Source organism: Rhodothermales bacterium, assembly GCA_034439735.1.
GTDB lineage: Bacteria > Bacteroidota > Rhodothermia > Rhodothermales > JAHQVL01 > JAWKNW01.
On record JAWXAX010000209.1, the window covers coordinates 1 to 16311 of the forward strand.

Sequence of the window (16311 nt, forward strand, 5' to 3'; positions counted from 1 at the left end):
CGGCCGGCCGCCATACACGAGCGCCACGCAGGTCAGGGCGAAACTCATCCAGCGGGCGCTGGCCGCGAGTTGCGGTTCGCTGGCCAGATCCAGCCCGGCATACCCCGCCACGGCCAGCAACATGACGTTGCCGGCAAGCGCCCACGCGGCGCCCACGCGGCGCAACAGCCGGCGTTCCGCCTCCGGCACGCCGGTCGGCTCCTGGGCCGCGGACTGGAGGCGGTAGCCGAAACGGGCGAGCCAGCGGGCGATACCCGATAATGAAACGCGCTCCGGCGACCAGCGCAGACGGAGCCGGCCCCGAACGAGGTTCAAACGCGACTCGCCCACGCCGACCAGGATCTGGGGCATCTGTTCTACCAGCCAGACGCAGCCCGCACAGTGGATCCCATCCAGTTGAAAGATGCCGCTCCGTGAGCCATCCGCCTCCAGGCAGGTGTGAGCGTCCAGGAACGGTTGGCTATCCAGCTCGGCCAGAAACATCGCATCAAGCCGGGCTTCCGAGGGCCGCCCGGGCCCTGTTTCCTGGATGTCGCGCAGGCGGTAGAAGGTCGCGTCCAGTCCGGCATCCTGGAGGGCGTGATGCACCATCTCACACCCCGTGCAGCAAAACGCCTCCGCCTGAGGCCGATGCGTCGCCGGCAGCCCGCAATGGGCGCACGGAACGGTGCGGACATCCGTGGCCCGAGGGGCGATCAATAGGACGGAGGTGTCATTCATAGTGTGGTACTACCGACAACTACAACGTCTTGCGGATGGTAGTGATAAACGTCGACGAATCGCGGAGGGCGCGGATCTCGAAATCCCACAACCCCTCGCCCGCGGCCGGCAACAGGGCCTCGTAGGCGCCCGTCTCGGGATTCAGCCGGAGGTCGAGTTCAGCCTGGGCGTCGGAGAATTGAGGACGGAAGGCGACGAGGGTCACTCGGGCGTCGCGTACGGGCTGGCCGGCGACATCGTGAATCAACAAGCTAATTCGCTGGCCGGATGCTACATCCAGACGAGCCGTCCAGCCGAGGGCGTCGCTGCGGGCCTTTTCGGCTTTCAGCACGTCCCAATCGACGGCCTTCTGGTAATAATTGTCGATGACCTGCGCCCCGCCATCCTGGTTCGCGAGGAACAGGAAGCCCATCATAGTGAGGACGCTGGTGGCCAGGAGACCGATGACAAAGGCCGGCCACTGCCAGCCCGAATGGGGTGGCGGCGCCCCGGCGCTGGGGTGCCCGTTAGGGGTTGACGGTTGCATGGGCGGATGGACCGAGTAAGGGGAAGGGGACCGATTCCGTGAAGCCGTCCAACGTAGTAAAGGTGAACGAGGCTTCGCGGCTGGTCGCTTCGTGGAAGAAAGAGGTCGGCACGACGATCCAGGCTTCGAGCCGGAGCATCTCACCGGGTTGGAGTTCGACGGGATGCGCGCCCACGAACCGCAGTTCTATCTCGTCGGGCATCGTAGTGGCGATCGTCATGGCGGCCGGCGTGCCGGTCTGGTTACGCAGCCGGAAACGAAGCCGATTGGCGACCGTGCCGTCCGGCAGCTCCATGAACGGCGAACCGGTTACGCGGCCGATGTTGATGTCGTAGTTGGATCGTGTCATCAGCCCGACCACGAACAGGCTGCTGACAAACACGATGAGCAACGTGTACAGCACCGTGCGGGGGCGCAGCAGGCGCGATTTCTGGCCGGCCAACGCGTGTTCGGAGGTATACCGAACCAGGCCGAGCGGCTTGCCGATCTTGTCCATGATCGAGTCGCAGGCGTCGATGCACTGGGTGCAGGCGATGCACTCCATTTGCAGGCCATTCCGGATGTCGATCCCCGTAGGGCAGGTCCGTACACACGCCAGGCAGTCGATGCAATCGCCCATCGCCGGCCGTTCACCAGCGGCTTCCTCGTCCATCGTCTTGCGGGATCGCTTCGCCCGCGGCTCGCCGCGCCCGGGGTCGTAGGAGACGATGAGTGAGTCCGTGTCCAGCAGCACAGACTGCATGCGGGCGTACGGACATGCGATCGTACACATCTGCTCGCGAAAATACCCAAAGTCGTACAGGATCAAGCCCGTCGTGAGGGCCATCATCCCGAAAAACCCGAAGTGTTCGCCGGGCGGCGCCAACACCCAGTCGATCAGGGTGGACCATCCAATGAAATAGGCCACGAACGTATGCGCCAACACCAGGGCAATCATCAGGTAGATACTCAGTTTGAGCCCCTTGCGCCACGCCCGGTCCCAGGTGAGCGGCCCCTCGTCCCGTTTCTTGCGGATGTGCTCCTTGCCTTCGATGAGCCGTTCAATGGGTCTGAACACAAACTCGAGGTACACCGTCTGCGGGCACGCCCAGCCACACCAGACACGGCCCAGAAGCGCCGTGCCCACGACGACGACCAGCACCAGGCTCACCCCGAACAGGAGCAGCAGCAGCGTGTCGGTCGGGTAAAACGTGAGACCAAGAAGTGCGAATTCGCGGTGTACGAAATCCAGCAACACAGCCGGCTTTCCCCCGATGTGGATCACCGGCAGCGCCAGATAGAGGACTACCAGGGCATACCCCACCACCTTCCGCCAGAACATAAACCGACCCGGGCTGGGCACCGGGTAGATCCAGTGCCGCTTGCCGTCGGCCCCGAGTGTGCTGAGCACGTCCTCGGGAGACTCGAGGATCCGGGGAGATTCCGTCACAAACGACGGGGGTTGTTCGGAGTGTTTCATGGTCTTCGCGCGCCAGCTTTACGGAGCCGGCGTGCCGTAGTCAATAGAGAGGTTCGTTACGAGCGGGCCCCGTTGGGACACGATACATCGTGTCCTCGCCATCGCGGACCACGGCGCCGTTCATTACGATTCCGCAACAAGTTCGCCCTCAGGCGCTTTCGGGTTGGGCGGATTGGTGCCCTGCAGCGACTTGATATACGCCACCAGCTCGCCGCGTTCTTCCGGGGAGAAGATCGGCTCCCAGGGCGGCATGCCTTTCTCCAGCACGCCCTTCGTGATCACATCGAAGAGCGCCGTATTCGAGGCGCCATGGACCCAGTACGCATCGGCCAGGTTAGGCCCGATAAGCCCCTGTCCTTCCGCGCCGTGGCACACGGCGCACTGCGCGGCGTAGTGGGCCGCGCCGGCCTGGGCCATCAGCGGGTTGTCGACGATCATATCCAACGCTGAGGCGTCCACCGCGGCGTCGGGGTTGGCCTCGGCGTACGCATGGCGCATCACCTGGAGTTCCTCCTGTCCCTGCGCCAGATCGTCCTCATAACTATCGAGGAAGCCCATGTAGTGGACGCCCAGGACGTATATAGGGGCGAAGATGATGCTGATCCAGAAGCCCCAGACCCACCAACCCGGCATCGGGTTGTCGTATTCCTTGATGCCGTCGTAATTATGCCCCCGGATGATGGGGGCGTCGTCGGAAGTGCCCTCCGGTGCGGTATGCGGGGTTTCAGACATGGTTCTTCTCCGTTGGAAAGGGTTCTGCTTCGTTCAGAGGCATGTGCTTGGCGGCATCCCGGAAGCGGCCGGACAACGTAAAGGTCCAGACCAGAATCAGGGTGAAGGCCAGCACGAAAGCGATCAGGCCGACTTCGGCCAGCGCGCCGGTTTCGAGCGCGCGTACGGCTTCCTTCATCATGGGATCACCCCGGCAGACTGTTGAAATTCAGGCGCGGCCTTCAGGTCCTTCCCGAGACGCTGCAGATAGGCAACCATGGCAATGATCTCTTTGCTCTCCAGCCCGGCCGGCCCACCCTGGGCGGCCACGCCCGTGGCGATCTGTTCCGCCTGCTGGCGGGCATTCGCGGTCGCGTTCGCAATATCGTCCTCCGTATAGGGGACGCCGATACGGCTCAGCGCGCGGAGCTTGGTCGGCAGCACGTCCAGATTCGCCTCCTTCCGAAGCAACCAGTCGTAAGGCGGCATGAGCGAGCGCGGGCTCGTCGAACGCGGATCCTCCATGTGGCGGACGTGCCACAGATCCGGGTACTTGCCCCCGACGCGGGCCAGGTCCGGCCCGGTGCGCTTCGAGCCCCAGAGGAACGGATGGTCGTACACGAACTCACCCGGCTTCGAATACTCCCCGTAACGCTCCACTTCGTCGCGGAACGGCCGCACCTGCTGCGAATGGCAGTTGTTGCAGCCTTCGCGGATGTACAGATCCCGGCCGGCCAACTCCAGCGGCGTATACGGAGTGACGGTCGATATTCGGGGGATATTGCTCGACACCAGCGCCAGCGGCAGGAACTCGATCGCGCCGCCTACGAGGATAGACACCCCGACGAGTATGGAAAAGAGCAGCGGCCACCCTTCGAGCTTACGATGCAGGCCGTTTGTCCTGATAAATTGCTTTGCCATGGGATTCTTGTGATAGATAGGATGGCGCTCTACGCCGAATGACCACTGGCGGCGGTCGGGAGCGCGAAGGCCGGATCGGGCAATTCTTTCGGCGCCGAACGGGCCGTCTGCACCATATTGATGAGCATCAACACGACGCCGGACAGGTACATGAGGCCGCCGATGAGGCGCACCCAGTACATAGGAACGATTTGAATGACCGTCTCCATGAAGTCCGGATACGTCAGCCGGCCCGCTTCGTCAAACGCACGCCACATAAGGCCCTGCGTGACGCCGGCGGTGTACAGTGCGAACACGTACAGCAGCATCCCGATCGTGCCCAGCCAGAAGTGCGTAGTGGCCAGCTTCTGGCTCCACAACTCCGTGCGCCAGAGCCTCGGCAACAGCCAGTAGATCATGCCGAATGTCATGAACCCGTTCCAGCCCAGCGCGCCGGCGTGGGCGTGGCCGATCGTCCAGTCCGTGTAATGGCTCAACGCGTTTACCGCCTTCACGGAGAGCAGCGGGCCCTCGAAGGTGGACATGCCATAAAACGTGATCGCGATCACGTACATCTTGAGCACGACGCTATCCCGCAGCTTGTGCCAGGCGCCCCGGAGGGTGAACAGGCCGTTGATCATGCCGCCCCAACTGGGCATCCACAACATCACCGAAAAGACCATCCCGAGCGTCGCCGCCCACTCCGGTAGCGAGGTGTAATTGAGGTGATGCGGGCCGGCCCAGATGTACAGAAACACGAGGCTCCAGAAGTGGACGATCGACAGCCGGTAGGAGAACACCGGCCGATCGGCCGCCTTCGGCAGGAAATAGTACATCAACCCCAGAAACGGGGTCGTAAGGAAGAAGGCCACCGCGTTGTGACCGTACCACCACTGGATAAAGGCGTCCTGCACGCCGGCGTAGATCGAGTAGCTCTTAAACAACGTCGCCGGGATCGCCAGGCTGTTCCCCACATGCAACACAGCGATCGTGATGATGGTAGCGATGTAGAACCAGAGCGCCACGTACAAATGCTGCTCGCGGCGGTGCTTGAGTGTCATGAAAAAGTTGACGCCGAAGATGATCCAGATGACGGCGATCGCGATGTCGATCGGCCACTCGAGCTCCGCGTATTCCTTGCTGGTCGTGATGCCCAACGGTAGCGTCAGCGCGGCCGAGACGATGATGCCCTGCCACCCCCAAAAGTGGATGCGGCTCATCAAGTCGCTGAACATCCGGGCCTTGCAGAGCCGCTGCGTGGAATAATATACGGCCGTGAAGATAGCGTTGCCGCCGAACGCGAAGATCACCGCATTCGTATGCAGCGGCCGCAGCCGGCCGAAGCTCAAATATTCGCCCAGATTTGCAGGCCAGTACGGCAGCTGCAGAGCGATGAGCGCACCTACGAGCATACCTACGAGTCCCCAGATGGCCGTCGCCCAGACAAACATCCGGACGATGCCCTCGTCATAGGTGAACAGCTGGTAGTCGGATCGCTCGGATCCCACACCAGGTTGCAGGATTCGGGTGCCAGTTTCCATGTGTTTAAGAGGCTGAAGAGAAATACAGAGAATTGCCGCAAGTAAAGAATGGGCCACCCGCACGGGTGACGGTGTGGGCGCCACAGGCGGCGTGGGGCGCTCCCCTCCGGCCGTGCGAGGGAACCCCTCGGATCGCGTAGTGCGCTCCCCTACAGCACCAGGTGAAATCAGTCCACTCGCCCCACACGCCGCGAGAACGGCGAAGAATTGGAGTACGATGATCGAGAACGGGGATGATGCCGGGTTCTTCGAGCCTACGTTACCCATGGAGCAAGGACAGGATCTCCATGAATTTGCGTGGAAGCAGGCGTGCCGCGAGGCATAGTAATGCCGCTCTCCTTATTTAGCAACGACTTATCTCAGCCGGCGCCGACACTCTCGACCCACTGGATCGCATGTTGGAGCAGCTCCGTGGCGTTGTCGAGATCCAACTTGCTCTTGATGCGCGCCCGGTAGGACTCTACTGTTTTGATCGACAGGTGCAAGCGCTCGGAGATCTCGCGCGTAGTTTGCCCGCGGCCCGTCAGTTCGAACACCTCGAGTTCGCGGTCGCTCAGCACCTCCATGGGCGACGTGCCCTGCGCGCGCCGGCCGGCCAACATACCCATCAGTAGCCGCTCGTTGATGTCGGCGCTGACGTAGATCCCGCCCGCCAGTACGCGACGGACCGCCTGGACGATGACATCGCCGGCCTCCATTTTCATCACGTAGCCGCGCGCGCCGGCGCGGATGGCGCGTTCGGCATACAACGACTCATCATGGCGCGAAACCACGACGATTTTCACGCTTGGATAAATCGCCTGAAGATGTTTGATGAGCTCGAGCCCACTCATGCCCGGAAGCGAGATATCGATGATGGCGATATGAGGGCGCGTGGCTTCGAACAGCGTCATACCATCCTCCGCGCTATCCGCCTGGCCGATCACTTTTAAGTCAGATTCCGTTTCCAGCGTCATGGCCAGTCCCTTGCGCATCAAAGGATGGTCGTCCACGATGATGATGTTGTACGTCATGGTCGTCGTCGTTTGGTAAGAACCGGCGGGTACAACCGTACAGGCCAGCGCTCACGTGTATCACAAACAGGTTATGATAGTTCGCCGCCCGCGAAGGCAGCGGTTTGCTCGTTGGACGTATTCGCATAGGGTACCGTACAGGTAATCACCGTGCCGTCGGCGGGACTGGTACGAAGGTCAAGCGCCGCGCCGATCATCTGCGCACGGTATTTCATGATGTTGAGCCCCATGCCCACGTTGTCGCTCTGCCGGCGCGGGATGCCCCTGCCGTTGTCCTGCACCCGGAGGCGTAATTGCCCCTGGCCGGCGGCAAGTAGCATCTTGATCTGGTTGGCTTCGCTGTGTTTGGCGGCGTTGTTCGTCGCTTCCTGTGCAATCCGATACAGGTGTGTGGCCACGGCGCTGTCGTGGACATGCACCCGGTCCCCGATTTCCTCGAACGTGCAGGGAATGCCAAACATATGCGTGGCATCGGCCGCCAGCCGCTCGAGCGCGATTGAAAGACCGTTGCTGTGGAACTCGATCGGCACCAGTCCACGCGCCAGATTGCGAGCCTGTTGGTCCGCCTCTTTTACCAGCCGCGCGATCTCCGCGACATCCGGGGCTTCGGGTATGCCTTTTTTTTCCAGACTCCGCGCCAGATTCTGGGCGATCAACCCGATACCCGTCAGCATCTGCCCGAGCCCGTCGTGCAGATCCTGCCCGATCCTCCGGCGCTCTTGCTCGCTGATGCGAAGCAGCTCGCGCTCGAGCTGGCGCTTGTACGAAATATCCCGGACGATCCCTGTAAAACTCCGCATGCCGTTTGTGAACACCTCGCTCACGGCCAGATCCATGGGGAAGACGCTCCCATCCTTTCGCATCCCCTGCACCTCGCGTCCGATCCCGATGATTTTGGCGTGGCCCGTCTCGAGGTAACTTTTCAGATAACCGTCATGCTCGTCGCGCACGGGCTGTGGCATGAGCATCTGGAGGTTATGACCTATACACTCGATCGCCTTGTACCCGAAGATCCGCTCGGCCGCCGCATTAAACGACAAAATGGAGCCCCGATCGTCGATGGTGATCACGGCGTCCACGGTGGTTTCGACCACGGCGCGCGCGTTGGCTTCGCTCGTGCGTAAAGCGGCTTCCAGTGCCCGCTTTTCCGCCCGCCGCTCGATCCGGGCCCGCGCAAATGTCAGCCGGCCCCTGAGGCGTACCTGAGATAAGGGGGGGAGGATAAAATCGTCAACCGCGTACTGGAGTAACGCCTCGGCGCTGATATCCGGCTCGTCCTCATACACGGCCATGACGAGTGGAAAACACTGTTTCTCCTGGATCATCCGGGCGCAGGCTTCCAGTACCTCGGGCGTCAGTTTGCACAGGACGACTAATGCCGCGTTCTCCTGCGCGCAACGCGCACGCAGCGTGTCCGCGGAATCCATATACTCGGAGCTGAACCCGCAGGCGGCGAGTGCTTCCTCCAGATGGGGTTGCAAGGCGCCGGCTTCGGACAGAATGAGGCTTTTCACGTGCGCGCAGGTTCGTGTGAACGAATGCAGAAGAAGGCATCGGGCAATATACGCCGGCCTCCCATACACCTACGTACAAACTTCCCTTGCCGCGGCGTAGTGAAATCCCCTACGTCGTCCCCCTGGAGTCGACAAGCGCGTGCGTCACGATCTTCTCGTCAACGGCCTGTCGCGGCGCCTGCCCGACGGGGCTCCCAACGGGATAACCCAGGCGCAACACGAGCTGCGGGTTGGGCCGGTCCACCAACCGGCTCAGCCGCTCACGGATGGCGGGCACCTCGACGGCCTGGTTGAGGAACGAGGCGGAGAGCGTTTGAACGGTGGCCGTGAGCAGAAAATGCGCCAACGCCTGGCCCGTATTGAGCCAGGCGACGCGGTTCTCGATGGGCGTGCTAAAGACCGCGATCGCCGGCGCACGCGCAACCTCCGCTGGATCGAACAGGGCTTTCTCGCCCCCCCAATCTTCCAGCTCCCCGCCCGTTGTGCCACGGCGCGCCCGCGCAAACGCCGGCACGAACCGCGGGGCGTTTGCATCACCCGTCCAGGCCGACAGCTCGTCGCGCAGGCGGTCGTTACTGCGTTGCGCGCGTTCGCCCTCTGCGATTAATGCACCGATCTCGGCTTTTTCCTCAGGTTTTGTCAGTATATCCACCCGAACGTGTTCGCACTCAGCCGCGGCCCGGAGCGCGTCGATCTGAAACGGAGCCAGCAAACGAGCGGCGAACTCGCCCCGATAGGTGCGTCGCTTATTGATCGCCATAAAAAGGCGGTGCTCGTCGAGCGTTGCGTCACCAGGCTGAACAAGCCGAACGCGTGCGACCAGGTTCAGCTTATCCTGATCCGGAAAGGTGTGCACGATCGGGTGATGCCGATAGTGTTTGGCCGCTGCCCGAAGGTTAAACAACGCGGAACCGCAACTCATGATAAGCTGCCGGTGGGACGGGTCCAGAACCTTCATGGCGCGCGACGCATCGGCGTAGATCTCGACCTCGTCGTCCAGTACCCGGAAGGACCACGGCTGGGTATTGTGTAAGGAAGGGGCGAGGACGGCGTAATTCAGTAAGAACTTGATCTTCTGACTCACGGAGTCCTGCCATGGAAAACCTACCTCCTTGATTTTCCACGGATTCTGGGGGAAAAGAGACGTACTCATCACGCTACTGCTGAAAAAGGATACGGCCATACCATCAGGACTGCGAAATAGAAGGAGGAGCCGGAACGCCGGCCGCGGCGTGCGCGAGGTAGACGGCGCGGTCGGAGTGCCGGATGACCCATTCGGTCACACTTCCAAGGAAGAAGCGTTCGATGACGCCCCGGCTGTGGGGCGCGATAACGATCAGGTCGGACTGCAGCCGCTCTCCGGCTTCCCGGATGATGCTACCGGCAAAACCCTCCTCCACCGTCGACCGGGCGACGATTCCCGTCTTTACCAGGCCGGCGGCCAGAGCGGTCAGTTCTTGTTCCGCCTGGTGCTTGCGCTCGGGCATCAGACCATACAGCACATCCGCATCGATCCCCCAGGCCGGCAGTGGAGTATTCGGGAGTACATACAGCAGATCGATCTCGGCGCCAAAAAGGCCGGCAAGCCGCGTCGCGGCGTCGAGTTGCGCCGCGCTGGTCGGCGATAGATCCAGCGGCACCAGCAGGCGCCGCACCTGGAGCGGCTCAACGCCTTCGCGCACCGCGCACACGTCACACGATGCACCCCGGATCACTTCCTCGGCGACGCTGCCAAGCAGAAAACGACGCAGCCCGCGCCGGCCGTGGGTTCCGATCACAATAAGCTCGACCTGCTCCTCCGCCGCATACGACAGGATCATCGGCGCCGTGGAGGGTCCGTGGGTGTGTACGCGCTTGATCCGAAGATCGCCGGCGCCCATCCGTTCGATCAGCGCGACCATTCGGGCGTCCGCCTCATCCTGGAGGTGTTTGTAAAAACGTCGTTCATCAAGGGCGGCCAGGTAGGCACTGTGCAAGGGATCTTCGCCGAAGGTTGGCGAGACGTGTAGCAGATGGAGCTCCGCGCCCTGCCGGCGCGCCATATCGATAGCCATCGCTAACGCGGGGGCGGACGACTCGGAAAAGTCCGTGGGATGCAGCATGCGAGCGAAAGAGGTCATGGTCGTGCTCATCGCTGATCGACGGGTACGGTGTCCGAAACGGTCGACGCCAAGGAGCCATCCGAGCCGGCCACCACCGATTTACCCAGCGGCTTCACCGCAAATACGGCGCACGGCGCGTGGCGCGCGACACGTTCGGCCACACTGCCCATAAAGAAGCGTCTGAGACCCGTCAGCCCCTGGGTAGCTATGACGATCAGGTCCGTCCTGTTTTCCTCGGCGAACGCTGTGATCCCGGAAGCGGCATGGCCGATGCGCACATCGAGTACGGGCTGCCGATCCGCGGGGAAAAACTCGCGCGCCATCTGTTCCAGCATGTCGCGGGAGCGATCGAGCACGAGGTTGACGGTTGATATCGGGGCCGCCTCCACGCCATAAACAGTCGGAAAAACGGCTTCCTCGACCATATGGAGAAGGGTGACCCGGCTCGAAAACTGGTGGCTCAATTCGGCGGCGTATGAAAGGGCCTCGCGCGAGTAGTCTGAGAAGTCCACCGGCACTAAGAGTTCGATCGATTCCTTGGAGAATAGCCCCATGGCGTCCTCCTTGATCGTCAGAACCGGACACGGCGCCAGGCGCAGGACGTGTTCCGCCGTGCTGCTGCGCAACAGGCGAATTGGCCCGTGGCGGCCGTGGGTCCCCATCACGATGAGGTCGATGTCGTACCGATTCGCGTACGATACGATGGCTTCCTCGGCGGTTTTGCCGTAAATCTCCGCCTGGACCACCCGCACCCGCTCGCCGTCGCGGATGTCGATCACGCGATAAAACGGATCATCAAGCGTCCAGGCCGGCGATGCCGGCGCGGTGTCGTTGGTGGCGTAGTAGGCGAGGGGGTTATTGGCCTCTTCCTCGTTTACGCGAGCGTGGAACACCACCACCTCGGCATCAAATCGGTCCGCCAATTCAGCGGCTGTCGAAAATGCGTGCTCCGCGCACTCGGAGAAATCGGTCGGGAATAAGATGTGGCGAATGGCTAACATGGCTCCCACCTGCTGGTCTGGTGATCGAATCGTGAGAACGACGGAAAACGAATTACGCGGGATGTGACATACGATAGGAGACCTACGATGCGGCCGTCGCGGGCTCGTGACGAACCGTCCGCGCCAGGGGCTTTGCCCCACCACCCCGAAGGGTGATCACGGGCGCCTCAGCCTGCCGCACGATGCGTTCGCTGACACTGCCCATCAGGGCGCGGTCCAACCCGGAGAGTCCATGCGTGGCGATCACAATCAGATCGTCACCCAGTTCACGCGCCGCTTCCAGCAACTCGCGTACGGCATGCCCATGGCGGACGATGAAGCGTACCGGCCCGCCGGAGCCGGGGGCCTGCGCATAGAGCTTCTTCATATGCTCGATGACGGTGGCCTCAAGGTCCGGGTTCACGTCATACATCGAGAAGACCCCGGTGTTGTAGAAGGCGGGGTGCATCTTTTCCTCCACGACATGCACGAGGTCGAGCCGAGCATCGAAGAAATCGGCCCATTCTCTCGCGGCGGCGAGGGCCAGGGGGGTGGAATCGGAAAAGTCGATCGGCACGAGGATAGCTCCGACGGACGACGTCAGCGGTTGGGACTGGACCTGTTCCCGGATGGTGAGTACCGGGCAGGGCGCCAGGCGCACGACTTCCTCCGCCGTGCTTCCGATCAATTTGCGGAGCAGGCCCCGCCGGCCATGGGTGCCCAGCACGATGAGATCTACGGCATTCTTGTGTGCGTACTGAAGAATCGCCGGCGCTGCCGCGAAATCGCGCGTAACGCAATAGACGAAACTCGGGATATCCGCCATCTCCCGCCCCAGCGACGCGACGTTCTCCTGGATGGCCCCATGCAACATATCCCTCATACGAACCGCCTTCGCCGTGTCCCCGGCGCCGTCCAGGGGAGAGTCCGCATGGATTACTTCAACATACAACAAATGCAGCGACGCCCTTTTGGCGATGGCCAGTTCAATGCCGTCCTTCAACGCCTGCGTGGAGCAAGAAGAGAAGTCGTGAGCAACAAGAATGGTATTGATGGTACGCATGGTACTTCCCTCTGCTGGTTCGTGAGGAAGGCTTTGGCTTAAGCGTACGTGAATCGTGAGTCCCAATCTGAAAGGACGCACCCACAGGTAGGAGAGGGAAAAGGCGTGTAGTGCTGTCCGGTAAATTCCTACAACTCCTCCACGCTATTCAGAACCTGACAAAGCGGCCGATACCTATCAGAATGGCACGGTCCATGTGGCCGGCCAGCCCTGCGCCGACAAGAAAAGATGTGCGCATGTTCTTTTAACCTCGCTTCTGCGGACGCCTTCGCTGGAACGACTGTCAGGTGAACAGCACGCTCGTTTACGTCGAGCGAAGCCAACGCGCTCGTCGCGTTACCCGATCGTCGGACTCAGGTGCGCTCGTCGTCATGCAGCAACAGGACGACAGCGAGGCCGCCAGTAGATGTGAGTAATCGGCCCCCGATTGCTTTATTTGGAAGCCGACGGTGTTAAACATGGAAGTAAATCTACGTCAATCGGAACGGCTGATCCGGGCCGCGATCGGGGCGATCGTGGTAGGGGTCGGCGTGGTATTCAGTAGTTGGTGGGGCGGCATCGGTCTGGTGCTGCTCCTCACGAGCCTCTATGGCGCCTGTCCCTTTTATGCCGCCACAAGCTCGATCATCGCCCTCCTGCGCCAGAAGTCTAAAGCGCACGGCTGAGGATTAGCGATTAGCGATCAAGGATGTATTAAGACCAATCCTTGATCGCTAATCGCTAATCGCTAATCGCTATTCGTTAATCTCAATAGCCTATCGCTCGAATGCGGGGGGACTCGCTGGATTCGCCGGCCAGCACTTCCACCGTTTCGTCATACAGTTTGTGCGCCCGCGCGGGGCTATCGCCGATACATACGACGCCGAGTTTTCCGAATTCGGACAGGGCGCCGATGAGATGAAAAACGACGCCCTGTTGGGAGGGGCCATGGAAATGCAGATCGTGGCAGACGGCAATATCGATCAGGTCGTCCGGCGTGAGCCCCTTATACGAAGGGTCCTCCATGTTGTCCGATGCGTAGTAGAACCGGGGCTGGCCCGCCGGCGTGATGTAGAGCCCTGTTTCGGCGTCGTAGGAACCGTCGGCCAGAAAGTGGAGCATCAGATTCGGGTGAGTGGTGCCCCCTTTTCGGAGGTTAATCTCGATCGCGTAGTGCCTCCAGCCCTCGGGCTCGGGAATCGAGATAAAGTCGATCCCGAACCGCCCCAACACACCCCGATTACGGAGCACCTCGGCCACCCGCAGTCCGGCTTCCTGGATATCCAGCCTGTAGGCCGCATCGGCGGGGAACGTACACCCCAGAAACACCTGCCCCGAGCGACCGCCCAGCACCTGGTCGTGGGTTGAAATCGGCGCCACGTGACCTAATGGATTGATCCGGCACTGCACCGACGGCGAGCGTTTGCCATGGCCTTCCAGAAAACACTCGACGATGCCGTTCATTTCGGCGAACTTGGCGCCATACCCTTCCCACGTCTCCCCCTCCGCCTCGAATGCGAGACGCCCGGGAAGCACCCGATGAATCCAGGGCAACACCTCTTCGTCCTCCGGACAGCCCTCATAAGAAAATAGCGCATTCCCCTCCCCCGAAAACCCGTCGTCGAGTTTGACGACCGCGCGCCGAAGAGATGGATTTCGGCGTTTGAGCAGCGCCAACGCCTCTGCCGCGTCGTCCATGTCGCGGAGGCGTTCCACCCCATCGGGCATCGCCACGCCGGCCTCACGAAACACCTCTCGGCTGCCGCTTTTTGAACCGAGATCAGCCAATGAAGGATCAGCGGCATATAGCGGGATACCCAACTGAAGCGCCAGTGTCCGCTCGAGGGGCGTGGCGTTGAAGCAACTCATGTGGGCATCCTGGCAGCTCGCCAGCGACTCACGAATCCGATCCAGCAGACGCGGACGCTCCAGAATTTTCTGGGTGAGCGGTTTCGAAGAGGCATCCCCGCAACTGAGCAGCGTGAGCCGGCGCCGCGCATGACTCACCGGAATGCCGGGCAGTAAGTGGAGATAATAATCGATGATCGTCGGGTGGATCGGCTGGCTCGTGATGTAGATGAGTTGCGTACGCGGCATCCGAAGCAGCATCAGCATACACAGGAGACGCTCCTCGTAATGATGCGCCCCGGAGATACGCGCTAGCTGGGCGGCGTCGAGGCTCAGGCTCGGGACGACCACCACCGCACGCGGCCGCTGCGTGTCGGGAAACACACTCTTGAACTGATTCTGCAGTTGCGACTGGAGTTGCGCGAATCGTTCTGCATCTTCACAAGCAAGCGGGCGTGCGGGCATGGCGTGGATCATCGCTGGTGCGGGGATGCTTCTGAAGGAGGCGCTTTTGAACAACCTACCACCCACCCGCCGTCACCCTTGCCGGCGCACGCCCCCTCTGGCTGTGGGGTCCCCCCCGGCAGCCGGCGCGGGCCGGCGAGCCCGGGCTCAAGATCTTACACCTTGGACCTCAACCCTTAAACCGCCCACAGCCCTCAATGGAGCCGATGATGCATGTGCCCTTTGGAGTCAAAAAACGAGACCACCATCATCAGGGTCAAGAACACAACCAGAGCGAGTACGGCGCTTTCAATTGATACCATCATCATACCACCTCAAACAGGCTGATTATGTCGCGCGCAAGCGCGTCAACCAGAATTGTGAACCGGAAATAAGGTACAATCAACCAATGTCGCGGGCAGAGAGGCTAATACGCCGTGGCGTGTAGGACCGTCCCTGTAAGGTGGGGCTGGCATCTGTAAAAAGAAAGCCGCACATTACGGATACACCTGTGGCGCCCTCACTCCAGACCGAATAGCAACATGATGCGACGACTGGCCGCTGTGACGTTTGCGGCGATCCTCCTGGCCCTTCCGATCCGCGTTCAGGGCCAGGCCCTCACCCGAGATCAGATGCTTTTTTACACCGCCGAGTGGGAAGGAGAACGCTTCCCGGATGGCCGGCCGCGGGTGCCGGACGACCTCCTCGAACGGATGATGGTCGTCTCTACCGAGCAGGCCTGGGGTGTGCTCCGCGGGGAAGGCTACCACAGCCAGTTCGAAGGAGGCTGGAAGACGATGTTTCCGGACCGACCCATCATAGGCCGCGCGCTGACGGCGGTTTATGTGCCGGCGCGCCCCGAGTTGCAGCAGCGCATGACCGAGCAAGGCCATGCCGAGGGCCGGATCGGTCCGCCGAACTCATGGCCCATCGACATGCTGCAGCCGGGCGATGTGTACGTAGCCGACGGCTTCGGCAAGGTGGCGGACGGCACGCTCATCGGCGACAACCTGGGCAACGCCATTTTTGCGCGCTCGGGCAAGGGCGTCGTGTTCGACGGCTCCGCCCGTGACCTCGAGGGATTACGCGAAATCGAAGGGTTTAACGCCTTTGTGCGGGACTGGCACCCGTCCTTCATCCAGCACATGATGCTGCTCGGCCTCAACACGCCGGCCCGCATCGGCGGCGCCACCGTCCTCCCCGGCGATGTCGTGCTCGCGCGTGAAGAGGGCGTGGTCTTCATCCCGCCCCACCTGGCGCTCAAAGTGGTGGAGACGGCGGAAGTCGTACTCTTGCGCGACCGTTTTGGACACCAACGCCTCCGCGAAGGCACATACACCCCGGGCGAGATCGATACCCGTTGGAGCGAGGCAATCGAGGCCGACTTCGCCGGCTGGCTCGAAGCCAACAAACAATCGCTCCCCGTCCCGCAAGCCCGCGTCGAAGAGTTGCTCCGAACCCGCACCTGGTAATGGCCGATTGACTACTGACCATCAACCATTGACTATTGA

General features: G+C 61.7%; 16 protein-coding genes. 2 read left to right on the top strand and 14 right to left on the bottom strand.

All coding sequences use genetic code 11. The annotated features are described in order from the left end of the window. The 13 genes from SH809_15360 to SH809_15420 all read right to left on the bottom strand — a co-directional run. A partial coding sequence (locus SH809_15360) for a heavy metal translocating P-type ATPase metal-binding domain-containing protein (protein MDZ4701086.1) occupies positions 1-720 on the bottom strand: 720 nt, incomplete at its 3' end. A gap of 19 nt (positions 721-739) precedes the next feature. After that, positions 740-1246 carry a FixH family protein gene (locus SH809_15365; protein MDZ4701087.1) on the bottom strand — a complete coding sequence of 169 codons (507 nt, stop codon included), beginning with the start codon at positions 1244-1246 and terminating at the stop codon, positions 740-742. Then, positions 1227-2705 (bottom strand): cytochrome c oxidase accessory protein CcoG, encoded by a 1479-nt coding sequence (ccoG, locus tag SH809_15370; protein MDZ4701088.1) that lies wholly within the window; start codon positions 2703-2705, stop codon positions 1227-1229. Before ccoG ends, SH809_15365 begins: the two co-directional genes overlap by 20 nt. A 123-nt stretch (positions 2706-2828) precedes the next feature. Beyond that, on the bottom strand, positions 2829-3437 hold the full coding sequence (locus SH809_15375) for a c-type cytochrome (GenBank protein MDZ4701089.1): 609 nt from the start codon (positions 3435-3437) through the stop codon (positions 2829-2831). Next, positions 3430-3618, bottom strand: coding sequence for a hypothetical protein (locus tag SH809_15380; GenBank protein ID MDZ4701090.1), 189 nt, complete (start codon positions 3616-3618; stop codon positions 3430-3432). Before SH809_15380 ends, SH809_15375 begins: the two co-directional genes overlap by 8 nt. After that, on the bottom strand, positions 3615-4337 hold the full coding sequence (gene ccoO / locus SH809_15385; GenBank protein MDZ4701091.1) for a cytochrome-c oxidase, cbb3-type subunit II: 723 nt from the start codon (positions 4335-4337) through the stop codon (positions 3615-3617). The genes SH809_15380 and ccoO overlap by 4 nt, the downstream gene beginning before the upstream one ends. A gap of 29 nt (positions 4338-4366) precedes the next feature. After that, positions 4367-5857, bottom strand: a complete 1491-nt coding sequence (ccoN, locus tag SH809_15390) for a cytochrome-c oxidase, cbb3-type subunit I (protein ID MDZ4701092.1) — start codon at positions 5855-5857, stop codon at positions 4367-4369. A 359-nt stretch (positions 5858-6216) separates the two neighbouring features. Beyond that, entirely contained in the window at positions 6217-6870 is a 654-nt protein-coding gene (locus SH809_15395; protein MDZ4701093.1) for a response regulator transcription factor, read from the bottom strand. Between the two features lie 71 nt (positions 6871-6941). Then, positions 6942-8384, bottom strand: a complete 1443-nt coding sequence (locus SH809_15400; GenBank protein ID MDZ4701094.1) for a PAS domain S-box protein — start codon at positions 8382-8384, stop codon at positions 6942-6944. A 109-nt stretch (positions 8385-8493) separates the two neighbouring features. Further along, the gene (locus SH809_15405) at positions 8494-9537 is read right to left on the bottom strand and encodes a nitroreductase (protein ID MDZ4701095.1); all 1044 of its coding nucleotides are present in this window, start codon (positions 9535-9537) and stop codon (positions 8494-8496) included. Between the two features lie 34 nt (positions 9538-9571). Continuing rightward, positions 9572-10504 (bottom strand): universal stress protein, encoded by a 933-nt coding sequence (locus SH809_15410; GenBank protein ID MDZ4701096.1) that lies wholly within the window; start codon positions 10502-10504, stop codon positions 9572-9574. Positions 10505-10512: 8 nt separating this feature from the next. Continuing rightward, positions 10513-11487, bottom strand: coding sequence for a universal stress protein (locus tag SH809_15415; GenBank protein ID MDZ4701097.1), 975 nt, complete (start codon positions 11485-11487; stop codon positions 10513-10515). 82 nt (positions 11488-11569) lie between these two features. Further along, positions 11570-12529, bottom strand: a complete 960-nt coding sequence (locus SH809_15420; GenBank protein ID MDZ4701098.1) for a universal stress protein — start codon at positions 12527-12529, stop codon at positions 11570-11572. A 458-nt stretch (positions 12530-12987) separates the two neighbouring features. On the opposite strand from SH809_15420, the gene SH809_15425 reads away from it, so the two are divergent. Continuing rightward, positions 12988-13194: a DUF2892 domain-containing protein gene (locus SH809_15425; GenBank protein MDZ4701099.1), complete on the top strand. Its 207-nt coding sequence runs from the start codon at positions 12988-12990 to the stop codon at positions 13192-13194. A gap of 82 nt (positions 13195-13276) precedes the next feature. Here the strand turns inward: SH809_15425 and SH809_15430 are convergent, their stop codons facing one another. Beyond that, a complete protein-coding gene (locus SH809_15430; GenBank protein MDZ4701100.1) occupies positions 13277-14821 on the bottom strand; it encodes a peptide ligase PGM1-related protein in 1545 nt (514 codons plus the stop codon). 521 nt (positions 14822-15342) lie between these two features. Between SH809_15430 and SH809_15435 the strand changes: the two genes are divergently transcribed. Next, entirely contained in the window at positions 15343-16272 is a 930-nt protein-coding gene (locus SH809_15435; GenBank protein MDZ4701101.1) for a hypothetical protein, read from the top strand. Positions 16273-16311: the final 39 nt, after the last annotated feature.

Excerpts from the sequence above, each read along its gene's own strand:
- SH809_15430 (MDZ4701100.1), bottom strand. The coding sequence starts at position 14,821 with ATGCCCGCACGCCCGCTTGCTTGTGAAGATGCAGAACGATTCGCGCAA.
- SH809_15395 (MDZ4701093.1), bottom strand. The coding sequence starts at position 6,870 with ATGACGTACAACATCATCATCGTGGACGACCATCCTTTGATGCGCAAG.
- SH809_15410 (MDZ4701096.1), bottom strand. The coding sequence starts at position 10,504 with ATGACCTCTTTCGCTCGCATGCTGCATCCCACGGACTTTTCCGAGTCG.
- SH809_15380 (MDZ4701090.1), bottom strand. The coding sequence starts at position 3,618 with ATGATGAAGGAAGCCGTACGCGCGCTCGAAACCGGCGCGCTGGCCGAA.
- SH809_15425 (MDZ4701099.1), top strand. The coding sequence starts at position 12,988 with ATGGAAGTAAATCTACGTCAATCGGAACGGCTGATCCGGGCCGCGATC.
- ccoN (MDZ4701092.1), bottom strand. The coding sequence starts at position 5,857 with ATGGAAACTGGCACCCGAATCCTGCAACCTGGTGTGGGATCCGAGCGA.
- ccoG (MDZ4701088.1), bottom strand. The coding sequence starts at position 2,705 with ATGAAACACTCCGAACAACCCCCGTCGTTTGTGACGGAATCTCCCCGG.
- SH809_15405 (MDZ4701095.1), bottom strand. The coding sequence starts at position 9,537 with ATGAGTACGTCTCTTTTCCCCCAGAATCCGTGGAAAATCAAGGAGGTA.
- SH809_15435 (MDZ4701101.1), top strand. The coding sequence starts at position 15,343 with ATGATGCGACGACTGGCCGCTGTGACGTTTGCGGCGATCCTCCTGGCC.
- SH809_15420 (MDZ4701098.1), bottom strand. The coding sequence starts at position 12,529 with ATGCGTACCATCAATACCATTCTTGTTGCTCACGACTTCTCTTCTTGC.
- ccoO (MDZ4701091.1), bottom strand. The coding sequence starts at position 4,337 with ATGGCAAAGCAATTTATCAGGACAAACGGCCTGCATCGTAAGCTCGAA.
- SH809_15415 (MDZ4701097.1), bottom strand. The coding sequence starts at position 11,487 with ATGTTAGCCATTCGCCACATCTTATTCCCGACCGATTTCTCCGAGTGC.
- SH809_15365 (MDZ4701087.1), bottom strand. The coding sequence starts at position 1,246 with ATGCAACCGTCAACCCCTAACGGGCACCCCAGCGCCGGGGCGCCGCCA.
- SH809_15375 (MDZ4701089.1), bottom strand. The coding sequence starts at position 3,437 with ATGTCTGAAACCCCGCATACCGCACCGGAGGGCACTTCCGACGACGCC.